General features: G+C 70.3%; 15 protein-coding genes, 1 tRNA gene and 1 pseudogene. 11 read left to right on the top strand and 6 right to left on the bottom strand.

Annotation, left to right across the window (positions count from 1 at the left end):
• Positions 1–95 precede the first annotated feature (95 nt).
• Positions 96–521 carry a DoxX family membrane protein gene (locus B1H50_RS02170; RefSeq protein ID WP_080462159.1) on the top strand — a complete coding sequence of 142 codons (426 nt, stop codon included), beginning with the start codon at positions 96–98 and terminating at the stop codon, positions 519–521.
• A 188-nt stretch (positions 522–709) separates the two neighbouring features.
• Here B1H50_RS02170 and B1H50_RS02165 read toward each other — a convergent pair whose 3' ends face one another.
• Positions 710–1,153, bottom strand: coding sequence for a nitroreductase family protein (locus B1H50_RS02165; RefSeq protein ID WP_080462158.1), 444 nt, complete (start codon positions 1,151–1,153; stop codon positions 710–712).
• A gap of 672 nt (positions 1,154–1,825) precedes the next feature.
• Between B1H50_RS02165 and B1H50_RS02160 the strand changes: the two are divergent.
• Positions 1,826–2,077 (top strand): annotated as a pseudogene (locus tag B1H50_RS02160) (very short patch repair endonuclease); the annotation flags it as partial.
• A gap of 11 nt (positions 2,078–2,088) precedes the next feature.
• On the opposite strand, the gene B1H50_RS02155 reads toward B1H50_RS02160, so the two are convergent.
• Positions 2,089–2,162 (bottom strand) — tRNA-Gly (locus B1H50_RS02155).
• Between the two features lie 130 nt (positions 2,163–2,292).
• Between B1H50_RS02155 and dcd the strand changes: the two genes are divergently transcribed.
• From dcd to B1H50_RS02140, 3 genes are all read left to right on the top strand, one after another.
• A complete protein-coding gene (gene dcd / locus B1H50_RS02150; protein ID WP_080462156.1) occupies positions 2,293–2,901 on the top strand; it encodes a dCTP deaminase in 609 nt (202 codons plus the stop codon).
• Positions 2,898–4,025, top strand: a complete 1,128-nt coding sequence (locus B1H50_RS02145; RefSeq protein WP_080462155.1) for a hypothetical protein — start codon at positions 2,898–2,900, stop codon at positions 4,023–4,025. The genes dcd and B1H50_RS02145 overlap by 4 nt, the downstream gene beginning before the upstream one ends.
• 195 nt (positions 4,026–4,220) lie before the next feature.
• A complete protein-coding gene (locus B1H50_RS02140) occupies positions 4,221–6,380 on the top strand; it encodes a sialidase family protein (RefSeq protein ID WP_080462154.1) in 2,160 nt (719 codons plus the stop codon).
• Positions 6,381–6,500: 120 nt separating this feature from the next.
• Here the strand turns inward: B1H50_RS02140 and B1H50_RS02135 are convergent, their stop codons facing one another.
• The 4 genes from B1H50_RS02135 to B1H50_RS02120 all read right to left on the bottom strand — a co-directional run bounded on the left by B1H50_RS02135 (position 6,501) and on the right by B1H50_RS02120 (position 9,928).
• The gene (locus B1H50_RS02135) at positions 6,501–7,223 is read right to left on the bottom strand and encodes a 3'-5' exonuclease (protein WP_229657839.1); all 723 of its coding nucleotides are present in this window, start codon (positions 7,221–7,223) and stop codon (positions 6,501–6,503) included.
• A gap of 122 nt (positions 7,224–7,345) precedes the next feature.
• Complete coding sequence (locus B1H50_RS02130) at positions 7,346–8,161, bottom strand: serine hydrolase domain-containing protein (protein ID WP_080462152.1); 816 nt, start codon at positions 8,159–8,161, stop codon at positions 7,346–7,348.
• Positions 8,162–8,180: 19 nt separating this feature from the next.
• Entirely contained in the window at positions 8,181–8,945 is a 765-nt protein-coding gene (locus B1H50_RS02125; protein WP_080462151.1) for a nitroreductase family protein, read from the bottom strand.
• A gap of 170 nt (positions 8,946–9,115) precedes the next feature.
• Positions 9,116–9,928 (bottom strand): exodeoxyribonuclease III, encoded by an 813-nt coding sequence (locus B1H50_RS02120; RefSeq protein ID WP_080462150.1) that lies wholly within the window; start codon positions 9,926–9,928, stop codon positions 9,116–9,118.
• A 99-nt stretch (positions 9,929–10,027) separates the two neighbouring features.
• Here B1H50_RS02120 and B1H50_RS02115 point away from each other — a divergent pair, with 99 nt between their 5' ends.
• The 6 genes from B1H50_RS02115 to B1H50_RS02090 all read left to right on the top strand — a co-directional run bounded on the left by B1H50_RS02115 (position 10,028) and on the right by B1H50_RS02090 (position 14,160).
• Positions 10,028–10,852, top strand: a complete 825-nt coding sequence (locus B1H50_RS02115; protein ID WP_080462149.1) for an SDR family NAD(P)-dependent oxidoreductase — start codon at positions 10,028–10,030, stop codon at positions 10,850–10,852.
• A 115-nt stretch (positions 10,853–10,967) separates the two neighbouring features.
• The gene (tpx, locus tag B1H50_RS02110) at positions 10,968–11,465 is read left to right on the top strand and encodes a thiol peroxidase (RefSeq protein WP_080462148.1); all 498 of its coding nucleotides are present in this window, start codon (positions 10,968–10,970) and stop codon (positions 11,463–11,465) included.
• A gap of 73 nt (positions 11,466–11,538) precedes the next feature.
• Entirely contained in the window at positions 11,539–12,108 is a 570-nt protein-coding gene (gene pyrE, locus B1H50_RS02105; RefSeq protein ID WP_080462147.1) for an orotate phosphoribosyltransferase, read from the top strand.
• 138 nt (positions 12,109–12,246) lie between these two features.
• Positions 12,247–12,582, top strand: a complete 336-nt coding sequence (locus tag B1H50_RS02100; protein WP_080462146.1) for a helix-turn-helix transcriptional regulator — start codon at positions 12,247–12,249, stop codon at positions 12,580–12,582.
• Positions 12,579–13,316: an ImmA/IrrE family metallo-endopeptidase gene (locus B1H50_RS02095; RefSeq protein ID WP_158082813.1), complete on the top strand. Its 738-nt coding sequence runs from the start codon at positions 12,579–12,581 to the stop codon at positions 13,314–13,316. Before B1H50_RS02100 ends, B1H50_RS02095 begins: the two co-directional genes overlap by 4 nt.
• 136 nt (positions 13,317–13,452) lie before the next feature.
• Positions 13,453–14,160 carry a TrmH family RNA methyltransferase gene (locus tag B1H50_RS02090; RefSeq protein WP_373284804.1) on the top strand — a complete coding sequence of 236 codons (708 nt, stop codon included), beginning with the start codon at positions 13,453–13,455 and terminating at the stop codon, positions 14,158–14,160.
• The last annotated feature ends 71 nt before the right edge of the window (positions 14,161–14,231 follow it).

The raw sequence follows: 14,231 nt of genomic DNA, 5'->3' as shown, positions 1-14,231 counted from the left end.
GCGACTCGGCGGAGCCGCACGGGCCGCCGGGTGGTGGCACACTTGACCCTGCTGATCTATTTTCCCTGATCGGCCCGTTGAAAGGAGTCCCGACCATGTCCCGCGCACCGCTCGCCATCCGCGCCCTCCTCGCCGGGCCCTTCATCCACGGGGGCTGGACCCAGGTCGGCGGCGCGGACGCCCTGGCCCGCCAGGCCGAGCCGATTGCCGAGGCCCTCAACACCTCCGCCGGGCCGACAGCTCAGGCCCTCCTGGGCCGCGAGGTCACGGGGAAGGACCTCGTCCTGCTCAACGGCGGGGCGATGATGGTGGGCGGTGCCGCGCTGGTGGCGGGCGTGGGGACGCGCTGCGCCGCGGGCGGCCTCATCCTGTCCCTCATCCCCACCACCATTCAGGGCCAGGCCTTCTGGAAGGAGGAGGGCTTCAAACGCTCCCAGAAGCTCCAGGGGGCGCTCACCAACGGCGCGCTCGTCGCCGGGCTGGCGCTCCTGGCGCTGCGGGGCGCCCGCCGTCGGCGCTGATCGGCACTCTCGGTCGGGCCACTGGCCATGCCGACCACCTCGTAGGAGCGGCGGGGGAGGGCGAGCAGCTCGCAGAGCGCGGTCTCCAGATTGCGCATCGATCCCGGGTAACAGGCGCCAAGCCCATGGATTCCGCCGCGACCACTGCGTTCTGCGCCGCCATGGCGGCATCGATGGAGACGGTGAGGTCAGGAGTCGAGGTAGTCCAGGCTGCCGGTGCTGGCTCCGGCGGCCGTCATGATGTCCTCATTGCGGGAGGCGGCGGGCACCAACAGCAGGATGGTGGGGGCCTGCTGGATGAACACGAAGTTCTCCGACTGGTTGAGGAGTCGGCCAGGCCCAATCCGGTCGCGCAGCACGGCGTCATTGACGACGATGACGCTCCACAGGTGCAGGTTGGAGGAGGTGGGCGCGGACTGCGCGGCGGCGATGATCGTGGCGCCAGCTGGCGCTCGGTGAAGGGCTCCGGGGTGAAGGCCCGCACGGAGCGGTGCGTCAGCACCGTCTCGACGGCAGGGGTCCACTCCAGGTCCTCGGGGCTGGGCGCCGTAGCGGTTGGACAGGTATTGGGCGCGGCGGGCGGGGTCGCCGGGGGGGGCGGTGCCAAGGGCGGGGCTGGTGTCATCACTCATGCGCCCATGGTGCTAGGAGAACGCGGGCGTCGCGCCTGGTTGGTCGCCGCCCGGTTGGAGCGGATGAGAAGGCGCGTGTCGCCCGATGACGAGGCCGCACGGGGCGGCCTTCCTCGGGGCGCCGGTGATGAGGCCCTCTGCCCGCGAGGATCGCCTCGCTCCGTGTTCCGCGCTGACGAAAGCACCTGTGAGCCGTCGTGAGGGCCGCCAGACCGTTGAAAGCACGACGTATCAGGGTGTTGTCAACGGCCTGGAGGCGTCCAGGGCGCGTTTCGGCGAACCCCTGCGCCCCTGCGGGCCTCGCGCTCGCCATCGTCGCGTGGACGGTGGCCTGTCCCCGCGAATGCCTGCGGCCCGGGCTCGTTGGGGAGTGTTTCTGTTGGTCGTGGGTGTCTGGCCGGATCTGCCGTCGACTGGTTGACGCCGTGCGTGGGGGTTGTGAACGTGCCCCGGGGTTGTGGGCGCGTCCCGGGAGCGCGTCGGCAACCCCGGGGCACGCCCGGAGGCGTCGTAGTAGGCGCGTGGCGCTGGCGGGCCTCCGCCGCACCGGCCTAGGTGTCCTTCCCCCGGAGGTTGTGAACGGGTTGGTCAGGTGAAGGCTCCTGGGCAGTACGTGGGTCGTCGGGCTCACATGCGGTCCACGGAGGCCTTCGTGACTGATGACGGCGCGCGGACATCGTGTTCACGCGGCAGCGCCTCGCCGTCTTCATCGATGGCTGCTTCTGGCACGGCTGCCCCGAGCGCGCGACCATGCCGGCGACGAACACCGACTACTGGCGGCCGAAACTCGCCGGGAACATCGAGCGGGACCGCGAGACGAACGCCATGGCGCAGGCCGAGGGGTGGAAGGTGCTGCGCATCTGTGTGCACGTTTCACCGGAGGAGGCGGTCGGGCGGAAGCAGGAAAAACTCACGGCACCGTGAGTTCCCTCATGTGGAGCGGATGACGGGAATCGAACCCGCGCTATCAGCTTGGGAAGCTGAGGTTCTACCATTGAACTACATCCGCAGATGCTCACCACGAGGTGCGCGCGAACAGCATACCCCACCGCGGCGCGCATGTGGAATCGCCGGGCCCGGCGGCTGCGCCTGGCGTCCGGCAGGCCCCTGGCGGTCGCCGCGCCTGGCACAATCGTCCCGTGCTCCTCTCCGACCGTGACATCCGTGCCCAGCTCGACGCCGGTCGCGTGGTCCTCGACCCCTGCGACCCGGAGCTGATCCAGCCCGCGTCCATCGACGTCCGGCTGGATCGCTCCTTCCGGCTTTTCGACAACCACCGCTACCCGGTCATCGACCCTGCTATCGAGCAGGATGGGCTCACCCACCTCATCGACGTCGGTCCCGACGAGCCCTTCGTCCTGCATCCCGGCGAGTTCGTCCTGGGCGCCACCTACGAGCGCGTCACCCTGCCCGACGACGTCGCCGCCCGCCTGGAGGGCAAGTCCAGCCTCGGGCGCCTCGGGCTGCTCACGCACTCCACCGCCGGCTTCATCGACCCCGGCTTCACCGGTCACGTCACATTGGAGCTCAGTAACACGGCCACCATGCCGATCAAGCTCTGGCCCGGGATGAAAATCGGCCAGCTCTGCTTCTTCCGACTCTCCAGTCCCGCCGAGGCCCCCTATGGCTCGGGCGCGCGCGGTTCGCGCTACCAGGGCCAGCGCGGCCCCACGGCCTCCCGCTCGCATCTGAGCTTCGACCGCCTGCGCATCGAGGATGCCGGCCTTCCCGTCGAGGAGTCCGAATGAGCGCCTCCTCCGGGGACCTGGCGGTCTCCCTGCCCGTCGATACCACTACCTTCACGGCCACCTCCATGCTGCCGGTCGGCCTCGTGGACTCCCGTCACCTGCTCGTCCTGGCCGACGACGTCGCCGTGGAGGAGATCGAGGCCCTCGCCCTGTCCCTGGACGAGCGCGCCGGCTGGGTGGGGGCCTCCCGCCTCCAGCTCTTCCCGGGCGCCGAGCTCCACGGCCCGTGGGCCCTCGACGATGACATGCGCCGGATGCTGGGCCTGCCCGACTGGGTCGCCCAGGTCATGCTCCTGGAGTGCGTCCCCCAGCGCGCCGGCGCGCTGCCTCCCGAGCTGGCCGGCGTGGACCCGATGGCCGACGCCTTTCCCACGGCCATGCCCACCGGCGCCGAGCTCGTCGCCCTCATCCACCTGCGCGCCATCGCCCGCCGCCTCGCCGGCGCCATCCGCCTGGTCGACACCTCTCCCGACGACGGTGAGGCTCGCATCACCCTGGTGGTTCCGGACCCGGAGTCCTCGGTCATGCTCGCCATCTACGCGCCGGTGTGGATCGCCCCCGACGCGCTGGCCGCTCTCCTCGCCCCCATCGCCCCGGGCGCTGTGCCCGCTCTGGAGACCTCCGCCCCGCGCGGCGCGGTCGGCTTCGACGCCCTCTCCCACGACGACCTGGAGCGCCTCACCGAGACCATCGGCGCCGACGTCCTCGATGCGGTCTGGCGGCGCACGGAGCGCGAGCGGGCCCAGGCCGAGCGCGAGGAGGCCGAGGCCCTGGCCGCCGGCGAGGAGCTCGTCGAATACCGCGAGGGCTACGCCGTCGTCGCCCCGATCGACGCGGAGACCCCCGGTTGGGGCGGCATCGAGGTCCGCGTCGAGGGGACGAACGAGCTGCCGATCGCCGTGCGCGGAGAGCCCTGGGCCGCCGACGGCGTCGTCGTCACCTCGGTGGTCTGGCGGCCGGTCGATATCGCCCACGCCCACGCCCTCGCCCCCAGCCGCACGCGCCGCCGCGAGCGCGCCGCAGCACGGGAGCTCATCGAGCACGTGGCCGCCACGATCGCCCGCGAGTCGGGAGGCGTCATCGTCGACGAGGACGGTTTCCTCGTCGGCCTCAATATTCTCTGAGGGAGCCGACGCCGTGCCCGATCGTCCACACGAGACGGTTATTCCTGATACAGGTTGACCTGTACTGTTGCCATAGGTGATGCTGATTTGACACCGATCCGCATGCGGGCATTATCGTTTTAATCGTCAGACATCTGACGCTTCCCGTCCGCTAAGACCCCAGGCAACGTTGCCGAGCACTGAACGGATCCTCTTATGAGAACTCACCACCCCCGTATCCCAGCGATCCTGGGAGCCGGTGCCATCGCGCTCACCGGGCTCACCATCGCCCCGACGGCGCAGGCGGCCAAGACCACCGATGGCCGCATGGACATCGGCATCACCAAGGTCGCTGATGCCAATGACGGCGTCTACGCCGTTGGGGACACACTGGCCTTCAACATCAACGTCACCAACCTGGACGCAGAGGCGCGCTCCTTCGAGGTCGCTCAGACCAATCTCGGAGGCCGAGTCACCGCTTGCAAGTGGCGTAACATCGCCGCCAAGGCCACTAAGACCGACTGCACGGGTTACGCCACTCACACCATCACCCAGGCTGACCTCGATGCGGGCTCCTTCACCCCGGAGATCTCTTACACTGTCCGCGCCCCCGAGTACAAAGGCGATGCCCTCAACACTCCTGAGACGGTCCGCGGCGAGGCTGTGCCGATCAAGGCCGCCCCTCCTGGACAGGACGCGCCCAAGGACCCGCAGGAGCCCGAGGAGGAGAAGGGCGACTTCCCCAAGGCCGAGCCCGCGCCCCTGCCGGACGCCTCGGTGTCGTTGCCGGCCTCGATGAGTGACGGCACCGCGGTGGCCACCGGCACCGCCACGGACAATGTCCGCATTCCTGCCATCACCACCGCGCCCAATGGCGACCTTCTCGTGGCGTATGACGTGCGGCCCACGGACAACGGTAATAAGGGAGGCGACTCGCCCAACCCGAACCACATCGTCCAGCGCCGCTCCACCGACGGCGGGAAGACCTGGGGCGCGCCCACCTACATCCACAAGGGCGTCGAGACCGGGACCAAGGAGGGCTACTCCGACCCCTCCTACGTCGTCGACTCCGCCACGGGCACGATCTTCAACTTCCACGTGAAGTCCTATGACGTCGGTTTTGCGGCGTCTCAGCCCGGTAAGGACGCGCAGGCCCGCAATGTCATCCATGCCGAGGTCTCCACCTCCACGGATAACGGCCACACCTGGACTCACCGCGTCATCACCCCGGACATCACGAATGATCCCTCATGGATCTCCCGCTTCGCCGCCTCCGGCCAGGGAATTCAGATCCAGCACGGCCAGTACAAGGGACGCCTCGTCCAGCAGTTCACCATCAAGCTCGCCAGCGGGGCCTTTCAGGCCGTGTCCGTCTACTCCGATGACCACGGCGCTACCTGGAAGGCTGGGACTCCGGCCGGTACCGGCATGGATGAGAACAAGGTCGTGGAGCTCTCCGACGGTCGCCTCATGATGAACTCGCGCGTCTCCGACGGCTCCCGCTACCGGAAGATCGCGACCTCTACCGACGGCGGCCAGACCTGGTCAAAGCCGATCTCGGACAAGAACCTGCCCGATTCAGTGAACAACGCCCAGATCATCCGGGCCTTCCCCAACGCCGCTCCGGGCACGGACCGCGCCAAGGTCCTCCTGCTGAGCCACTCGCCGAACCCCAAGGCATGGTCGCGTGACCGCGGCACGATCTCGCTGTCCTGTGACGACGGCGCCACCTGGACGGGCAAGGTCTTCCGCGCTGAGCGTGTCGGCTACACGACGCTGGCCGTTCAGTCCGATGGCTCGCTGGGCCTGCTCAGCGAGGACGGGAACGATCGGCAGATCGTCTACCGCAACTTCTCCCTGGCCTGGCTGGGCAGTGAGTGCCCCGCCCTCAAGGACGACCCGAGCCCTGAGCCCAAGCCCGAGGAGCCTCCTGCCCCCGCCCCGAAGGCTGGTTGGGAGAAGGATGGTGACGCTTGGCGCTACCGCAATGCTGACGGCGGTCTCGCCACCGGGTGGCTCAAGGATGGAGACGCCTGGTACTACCTGCGAGCCGACGGGACGATGGCCACGGGGTGGGTCAAGGATGGCGACGCCTGGTACCTCCTCCAGGACAACGGCGCCATGGCCACCGGCTGGGCCAAGGACGGCGGGAAGTGGTACCACTTCGCTGCCAGTGGGGCGATGACCACCGGCTGGATCCGCCTGGCCGGCACCTGGTACCACCTGGGGGCCAGTGGGGCGATGACCACCGGCTGGCTTCAGGAGGGCGGCTCCTGGTACTACCTGCGGGACAATGGCGCCATGGCCACTGGTTGGGTCGCGGTCGGCCCGAGCCGCTATTACATGGATCCCGTCACGGGGGGCTGGCGCGGCTGAGCGTCTCCGGCGGTGTCTGGTCGGGGCCCGCGCGGGGCTGGGGACTCCCAGTTTCCGCGCGGGCCCCGATGCGTGACGCCGAGTGGCGCCGGTCGCACCCACTGGTGCGTCCTGCCCGCGCTAGTGGGTGCGACCGGCGCCAGTGGAACGAGGCGGGGCCGCCCCCGACCAGCGTCGCATCATCAGGTGCGAGCGGGCGGCGTCGGCTCGCTGGTCATCCCAGCGCAGGCCGGCGAAGACCGCGGCCGCGTCCAGGGCATCGCCCCAGGCCGGTCGATCCTGTCCGCGCTCGCGGCCTGTGGCCAGGTAGTGGCGCAGCAGGCCGGCGCAGGCCATGGCGTCGTCGAGCGCCGTGTGGTGCGCCGCGAGGGGGATGCCGGCCGCTTCGCAGCAGGCGGTGAGGCGGCGCGACGGCGTCGTGAGGTAGTCCCGGGCCCGGCGCATGGTGCAGACCTGGGGGATCGGGACGTCGGCGTCGAGGATGCCGAGGCCGCTCAGCGCATGACCGAGGAAACCGAGGTCGAAGCGGGCGTTGTGCGCCACGACGACCCTCCCGGCCAGGTCCCGGGCGAGGAGGTCGGCCAGATCGGCGATCCGGGGCGCTCCGGTGACGTCGGCGGGAGTCAGTCCGTGGATGAATGTGGGGCCGACCTCGCGGGCCCCGTCGGGGCCCGGGCCGGGGTCCACCAGGGAGGTCCAACTGCCCTCGATCTCGCCGCGCGCGTCGAGGTGAACGAGGCCGATCTCGAGGATCGCGTCAGCGCCGGGGGACAGCCCCGTGGTCTCCAGGTCCACGACGGCATAGCCCGGCGCCAGCGGTCGGGCGGAGGCGGAACTGGGCATCCCCCGCATCGTATCCGCCCCCTCCCCGCTTCCTTCATCTTCCTTCATCGAGACCGGTCGAAAATAGGAGCGAGACCGGTCCCCGGACCGGTCTCGCTCCTATTTTCGACCGGTCTCGGCATCTATGGGAGGGCGAGGATCTGGTCGTTCAGCGCGGCCCAGGCGCGCCGGTGCGTCTGACCGAAAGGGCGCTCGCCGAGGAAGACCGCCTGGCGCCCGGCCACCGGGTCCACCCAGAGGAAGCAGCCGGACTGGCCGAAGTGCCCGAAGGTCGCGGGCGAGTTGCCGGTGCCGGTCCAGTGCGGCTGCTTGTTGCCCCGGATCTCCACCCCCAGGCCGAAGAGATTGGGGTTCTGCTTCCCGTAGCCGGGGAGGACGCCGGCCAGGCCGGGATAGACGGGGGCACATGCCCGCTCGGCGAGCCCGGCCCCGAGCAGGCGGGGAGCGGCGAGCTCGCGGGCGAAGATCGACAGGTCGCGGGCGCTGCCCTGCCCCGAGTGCGCCGGCGAGCCGGGGATGAGCACGCTGGCCATGCCCAAGGGCTCCAGGACGGTGGTCTCCACCCAGGCCTCCAGATTCGTGGCTGTGGCCTCGGTGAGACGCCGTCCCAGGATCTCGATGCCGCGGTTGGAGTAGATGCGCCGCGTGCCCGGCTCGGTGAGCGGCTCGCCGGAGTCGGGGGCGATACCGCTGGCGTGGGCGAGCAGGTGGCGGATCGTCGCGCCGTCCAGCCCCTCGCCGGCGGGGTCGTCGAGGCCGAGCATGCCGCGCTCGACGGCGATGAGCGCCGCCCAGGCGACGATCGGCTTGGTCACGGAGGCGAAGGGGAAGACAGTGTCGACCCCGCCCGCCTCGGCGATGATCCGGCCGCCCTCGGTGACGACGAGCGCCGTCGGGAAGTCGAACAGTCCCAGTGCCGGGAGCGCGTCGCTGGTCATCTGCGCCTCCTCGCCGGCATCAGCGGAGGCAGAGCCGCTGGCGGTGCAGGACGTCGAGGACGGGTGCCTGTGCGGCCCGTCCCTGCCCGACCATCCGCGCGATCTGCTCGGTGAAGCTGTCCACGCGGCGCGAGGCGTCCCGCAGGTCGTAGTACTCGGTGACGCGCTCGTCGTAGGCGGCCAGCTCGGCGTCGTGCTCCTCCAGTGGGGGATAGGAGTCGATGCCGACGGTGATCTGCTCCGGCAGGCGCGGCTTGTACTGCGGCTCCTGCGCCGGGTGGCCCACGAGGAGCCCGAGGAGGGGGAAGGTCCGCTCGGGCAGCCCCAGGGCAGTGATGAGACCGGCGGGATCGCCGAGGATCGAGCCGAGGTAGCACGTGCCCAGGCCCAGCGACTCCGCGGCGGCCACCATGGATTGCCCGGCGATGAGCGCGTCCTGGCATCCCTGGAGGAAGGCGTAGGTGCGCTCCAGGGGCTCGAGCGGGGCCCCCGCGCGCTCGCGGATGACGGCGTTGCGGTGCAGGTCGACGACGAGGATCAGCAACTCACCGCGATCCCCACCCACGTAGGGCTGCCCGGAGGCGGCGTGGACGGCCTCGCGCACGGCGGCGTCGCGCACGCGGATGATCGTCGCCTGCTGGAAGTAGGAGGACGTGGCCGAGGCCCGAGCGACGGTCAGCAGGGTCCGCATGACCTCCTCGCCCACCGGTTCGTCCGTGAAGGCGCGGATCGTGCGGTGCGCCAGGAGCGCGTCGATGGTCGCGCTGCGTACCGGCGCCGTCATCGGCTCGCGCAGCGCCCGCGGCGCGGTGGATGCCGAGGGCGCAGCGGAGGGGACTGATGACTCGGCTGGAAGGGGCATCGCGGGGCTCATGTCACGAGCCTAATCCGATAGGGCGGCGCTCGTGGGCCGCGATGCCTGGGCCGGCATGCCAGGGCGCCCGGCCTCCCCGGTCAATCCAGGTCCACGATGACCGGCACGTGGTCGGAGGCGCCCTTGCCCTTGCGCTCATCGCGGTCGATGAGCGCGCCCGACACCCGCGCCTCGAAGGCCGGCGAGCCGTAGACGAAATCGATGCGCATCCCCTCGTTCCTGGGGAATCGCAACTTCTGGTAGTCCCAGTAGGTGTAGTTCGTGACGCGCCCGCGCGTGGCCTCCACCATCCCGAGCGCCTCGAAGGCGCGGAAGGCCTCCCGCTCGGGGGTCGAGACATGCGTGGCGCCCTCGAAGGCGGCCATATCCCACACGTCCTCGTCGCGGGGCGCCACATTCCAATCGCCCACGAGTGCCAGTGGGAGGGAGGCATCGACGCAGAGCCAGGAGGCGGCGTCGTCCTTCAGCGCTGACAACCAGGCGAGTTTGTAGGCGTAGTGCGGGTGGTCCAGCTCGCGCCCGTTGGGCACGTACAGGCTCCATAGGCGCACCGGCGCCTCACCCTCCAGCGCCCCGCCGACGGTTGCCCCGACGGCGCGCGCCTCCACGACCGCCGCAGTGCCCTCCTTGGCCGCCCAGGCGGGTTGCCCGGCGAAGGATGTGGCGACGTCGGTCAGGCCCACGCGCGAGGCGATCGCCACCCCGTTCCACTGGTCCAGGCCGTGAATGGCGAGCTCGTAGCCCGCCGCCTCGAAGGGCTCGCGCGGGAACTGGTCCGGGCGGCACTTGATCTCCTGCATGGCGAGGGCGTCGACGCCGTGGCGCTCCAGGACGTCCACGACCCGATCGACTCGGGTGCGGATCGAGTTGACGTTCCATGTGGCGATGCGCATGGCAGGAGGCTACCGGCCGGAGCGCGACCCCGCCCCCCGGGAGGAGCGCGCGGCGCCCCCTTCCCGGGGGGCGATGGGCCCTGGCGCTAGCCTGAGGGCATGGGAACAGCGCTCATCACCGGAGGCACATCGGGCATCGGCCTGGAACTCGCCTGGCAGCTCGCCGAGACCCACCACGACCTCGTGCTCGTGGCCAGGGACGCGGCACGGCTCGCCGCCGTCGCCGAGGAGATCCACCAGACAGCGGGCGTCGGTGTTCAGGTGATCGACGCCGACCTCTCCGTCCCCGACGACCTCGAGCGCGTGGCCTCCCGCCTGCGGGGCGGCGTGACCGGCGCCGTCGCCGGGGCGCAGGGCGTGCACAGCGCCGAGCAGGTGGCGGCCCGCCCCATCGACCTGCTCGTCAACAACGCCGGGTTCGCCGTTGGTCAGGCCTTCATCGGCGGCGACCTGGGCCAGGAGAGGCGCGCCCTCGACGTCATGGTCGGCGCCGTCATGACCCTCACCCACCGGGCCCTTCCCGGCATGGTGAGTCGTGGGCACGGCGCCATCCTCAACATCGCCAGCATGACCGCGCTGACCGCCATGGGCACCTACGCCGCTCACAAGGCCTGGGTGCGGACCTTCACCGAGGGGATCGCCTCCGAGCTGGCGGGCACCGGGGTGACCGCCACCGTCGTCAATCCCGGTCTGACCCGTACCGAGTTCCACGACCGAGCCGGCATGGATGGCTCCCAGTGGCCCGAGGTCATGTGGCTCGATGCCGCCGATGTCGCCCGCGCCGCGCTCGCGGCGGTGCGCCGGGGCCAGGTCATCTGCACGCCGTCGGCCCGCTACCAGGTGGGCAATGCGGCGCTGAGGCTGGCGCCGAGATGGTTCGTGCGCCGTGTCGCCGGGCACGCCTCGGCCAGCACGCAGTACTGACGCTCACGGCCCGCGCCCCGGTGGGCGGCTGGGCACCGACGGGGGCCGAAGCGCTCCGGTTCGCGGCAGGCGGACTGCACTCGATGGAGGACGATAGTCCTGCCATGATGGCGTCATGGCTGAGATCACCCGTCATGGAGACCCCATCACGACTATCGGAACCCTGCCCGCCGTCGGAGTCGAGGCGCCCGCCTTCGAGCTCGCCGGAGCCGACCTTGCGCCGGTGACGAGCGAGTCGCTGCGCGGCGAGCGCCTCGTGCTCAACATCTTCCCGTCCATCGACACGGGTGTGTGCGCCACCAGCGTGCGCGAGTTCAACAAGCGCGCCGCCTCCTTGGAGAACACCACCGTCCTGTGCGTCTCGGCGGATCTCCCCTTCGCGCACGCCCGCTTCTGCGGCGCCGAGGGCATCGACGGCGTCCTGACCGCCTCGAGCTTCCGCTCCACTTTCGGGACGGACTACGGCGTGACCATTACCGATACTCCGATGGCGGGGCTGCTCTCGCGCGCCGTTGTCGTCCTCGACGCGCAGGGCACAGTGCTCTACACCGAGCAGGTCCCCGACATCTCGCAGGAGCCCGACTACGAGGCCGCCATCGCCGCGCTCTCCTGAGTCGCCCGCTCCCAGCCGGGCCCTGGACTCCCCAAGCGGGAGCCCAGGGCCCGGATCGTCTAGCCTTGAGCCCGTGAGCACCAATGATCCCCAGCGCGCACGGCTGGCCGCGCTCGTCGGCGAGCTCGCCGTCGTGCGCGGCACCGTCACCCTGGCCTCCGGCCTGACCTCCGACTTCTACGTGGATATGCGTCGCGCCACTCTCCACCACGAGGCCGCGCCCCTCATCGGCCACGTCATGCTCGACATGCTCGAGGAGGCGGGCCTGAGCACCGAGGACTACGACGCTGTCGGCGGGCTCACGATGGGCGCGGACCCGGTGGCCACCGCCATGCTGCACGCGGCGGCCGCCCGGGGGCTCGATCTGGACGCCTTCGTCGTGCGCAAGGCGGCCAAGGACCACGGCATGAAGCGCCGTATCGAGGGCCCGTCCGTCGAGGGGCGCCGTGTCGTCGTCCTCGAGGACACCTCGACGACCGGCGGCTCCCCGCTCGAGGCTGTCGAGGCCCTGCGCGAGGCCGGTGCGACGGTCCTGGCCGTGGCCGTCGTCGTCGACCGAGCCACCGGTGCCCGCGAGCGCATCGAGGCTGCCGGCGTGCCGTACTGCGCCGCTCTGGGCCTGACCGACCTCGGGCTGGACTGAGCCCGCGGTCCAGTCCGTGAGGGCTCGTCATCCTGTGCTCTGCTCGTGGAATAGACGGCCGGGTCCGCCAGGGCGGTGTGGCGTACTCTGCGGTCGCCCATCTTTCGATAATCGAAACTGGCCTGTACGCTTGAGGCCATGTGCTCCATCGGTACGCGCATCAAAGAGGCGTTGGTCGAGCGCGATCAGACTCAGGCGGCTCTGGCTGCCGCCGTCGGCCTGAGCGAGTCGGCGATGTCCAAGGCTCTCGCCGGGACCCGCTCCTTGTCGTCCATCGAGGCCGCACTCATCGCCGAGCATCTTGGTGTCACGATGCACTGGCTCGTCACCGGTGAGGCAGATCCTTTCGAGGTCCGCGTGGCTGCGCGGCACAGCTATGACCGACCCACGGGAACCTATTCGTGCGATTCCTCCGCCGACCTGCAGGTGCTCGAGGACATCGCCCTGGTCTACCGGCAGGTGCAGCTGACGTGAGGAACCTGAGGGTCCAGCAGGTCGCGGCAGATGCTCGCTCCGCCCTGGGGGAGGACTTCGTCTCCTGCTTCTACGACAGGGTCGAGGACGCCCTCGGAGTCGAGGTGATCGTCGTCCCGCTGTCCGGGGACGGCTACTCACTGACTCTCGGGGGGCACAAGGTCGTCGTTGTGGGAGCGACGAGGCGCTGGTACCGAAGCAACTTCACCCTCGCCCATGAGCTCGGGCACTTCCTCGTCGGGGGCGAGTCCTCACACGACGATCAGGCGGCCGAGAACATGGCGAATGCCTTCGCCGCCGACCTGCTCATGCCCGTGGAGCGCGTCCGCTCCGTTGACTGGGAGCGGGCGACGGCCGCGACCGTCGCCCAGGTGTCCTGGGAGCTCGGCGTGTCCACCCAAGCCCTGGAGGTCAGGCTGAGGTACCTGCGCGCGAGGCCCGGCGACGAAGCGCGCTCGGCGTTGGCCCGCTCGACGGAGGCGCTGCTGGGAACCTCGCTCCCATCATCGGTGGCGACGCCCGCCGATGTGTCGGCGCGTGTGCAGTACTCCGCTCGCCGTCGGTTCCCTGAACGGGTCGTCACAGGGCTGCGTCGTGCAATTGCGGACGGAAAGGCTCCTCAGGCATCGCTCTCCTGGGTGCTCGGCCTGCCTGCGCAGGGCGAGCGCGACGATGACGATGAGGTGGTCGACCCTCACGAGCTCGACATCGAGCTGTTGGACGGGCTGGTCTGATCTGTGTCTCCTCGCCCCTTCTTCTTTCCTGGCAACAAGGAGCGCGACCGTCATGTCCGTCCTTCCGACCCGACGGGTTACGACCAGATCGTCGATGGGCTGCGGAAGAAGCGCCAACAACGAGGGACGCGACGCCGTGGCTGACGCTGCTCACGAGTCATACGGTCCCGGCGAGTGCGACTACTGGGCCGGCCTGCCTGCGGAGGAGGACCGTCCCACTGACGTCCGCGAGGTCGGGGTGGGGCCGTGGCCGGGCGGACCCGAGGCCTGGCCGGATGATCCCCGCTACGATCCCGAGCTGCTCTCCGGCGGGGACCGGCGCAACGTCGTCGACCGCTACCGGTACTGGAGCGTGGAAGCCATCCGCGCCGACCTCGCCTCTCGCGCCCACCCGCTCCAGGTGGCCATCGAGAACGTCAGCCAGGACCTCAATATCGGGTCCATCGTGCGCAGCGCCAACGCCTTCAACGTCTCCGGCATCCATATCGTGGGGCGGCGCCGCTGGAACCGTCGCGGCGCCATGGTGACCGACCGCTACCTCGACGTGCGCCACCATCCCGGCCCGGAAGGCCTCCTCGCCTGGGCGATCGCCGAGGGCTATGAGCCGATCGCCATCGACAACGGTCCCGGCTCGACGCCGCTGGAACAGGCGGGCCTCCCCGAGCGCTGCCTCATGATCTTCGGCTCCGAAGGCCAGGGCATCAGCGAGGAGCTCCTCGCAGGCTGCTCCCGCCTCCACCGGATCGGCCAGTACGGCTCCACCCGATCCATCAACGTGGCCGCGGCCGCCGCCGTGGCCATGCACGCCTGGATCCGCCAGCACGGCGGCCCCGCGCCCGACTGACCGCACAGCTGCCAGCGCTGCCGGGTCATCCTGCTGCGCCGCCGCACCGCCCTGCCGCGTCGGAGTCGGAG

Source organism: Actinomyces gaoshouyii (assembly GCF_002072175.1).
Lineage (GTDB): Bacteria > Actinomycetota > Actinomycetes > Actinomycetales > Actinomycetaceae > Actinomyces > Actinomyces gaoshouyii.
Note: the sequence above shows the minus strand (reverse complement) of the source record. Positions and strands in the feature narration are given on the sequence as shown.

Bases quoted from the DNA above. Each gene is read 5' to 3' on its own strand.
- B1H50_RS02170 (WP_080462159.1), top strand. From the start codon at position 96: ATGTCCCGCGCACCGCTCGCCATCCGCGCCCTCCTCGCCGGGCCCTTC.
- B1H50_RS02165 (WP_080462158.1), bottom strand. From the start codon at position 1,153: ATGAGTGATGACACCAGCCCCGCCCTTGGCACCGCCCCCCCCGGCGAC.
- B1H50_RS02145 (WP_080462155.1), top strand. From the start codon at position 2,898: ATGAGCGCCTCCTCCGGGGACCTGGCGGTCTCCCTGCCCGTCGATACC.
- B1H50_RS02140 (WP_080462154.1), top strand. From the start codon at position 4,221: ATGAGAACTCACCACCCCCGTATCCCAGCGATCCTGGGAGCCGGTGCC.
- B1H50_RS02135 (WP_229657839.1), bottom strand. From the start codon at position 7,223: ATGCCCAGTTCCGCCTCCGCCCGACCGCTGGCGCCGGGCTATGCCGTC.
- B1H50_RS02130 (WP_080462152.1), bottom strand. From the start codon at position 8,161: ATGACCAGCGACGCGCTCCCGGCACTGGGACTGTTCGACTTCCCGACG.
- B1H50_RS02125 (WP_080462151.1), bottom strand. From the start codon at position 8,945: ATGACGGCGCCGGTACGCAGCGCGACCATCGACGCGCTCCTGGCGCAC.
- B1H50_RS02120 (WP_080462150.1), bottom strand. From the start codon at position 9,928: ATGCGCATCGCCACATGGAACGTCAACTCGATCCGCACCCGAGTCGAT.
- B1H50_RS02115 (WP_080462149.1), top strand. From the start codon at position 10,028: ATGGGAACAGCGCTCATCACCGGAGGCACATCGGGCATCGGCCTGGAA.
- tpx (WP_080462148.1), top strand. From the start codon at position 10,968: ATGGCTGAGATCACCCGTCATGGAGACCCCATCACGACTATCGGAACC.
- B1H50_RS02100 (WP_080462146.1), top strand. From the start codon at position 12,247: ATGTGCTCCATCGGTACGCGCATCAAAGAGGCGTTGGTCGAGCGCGAT.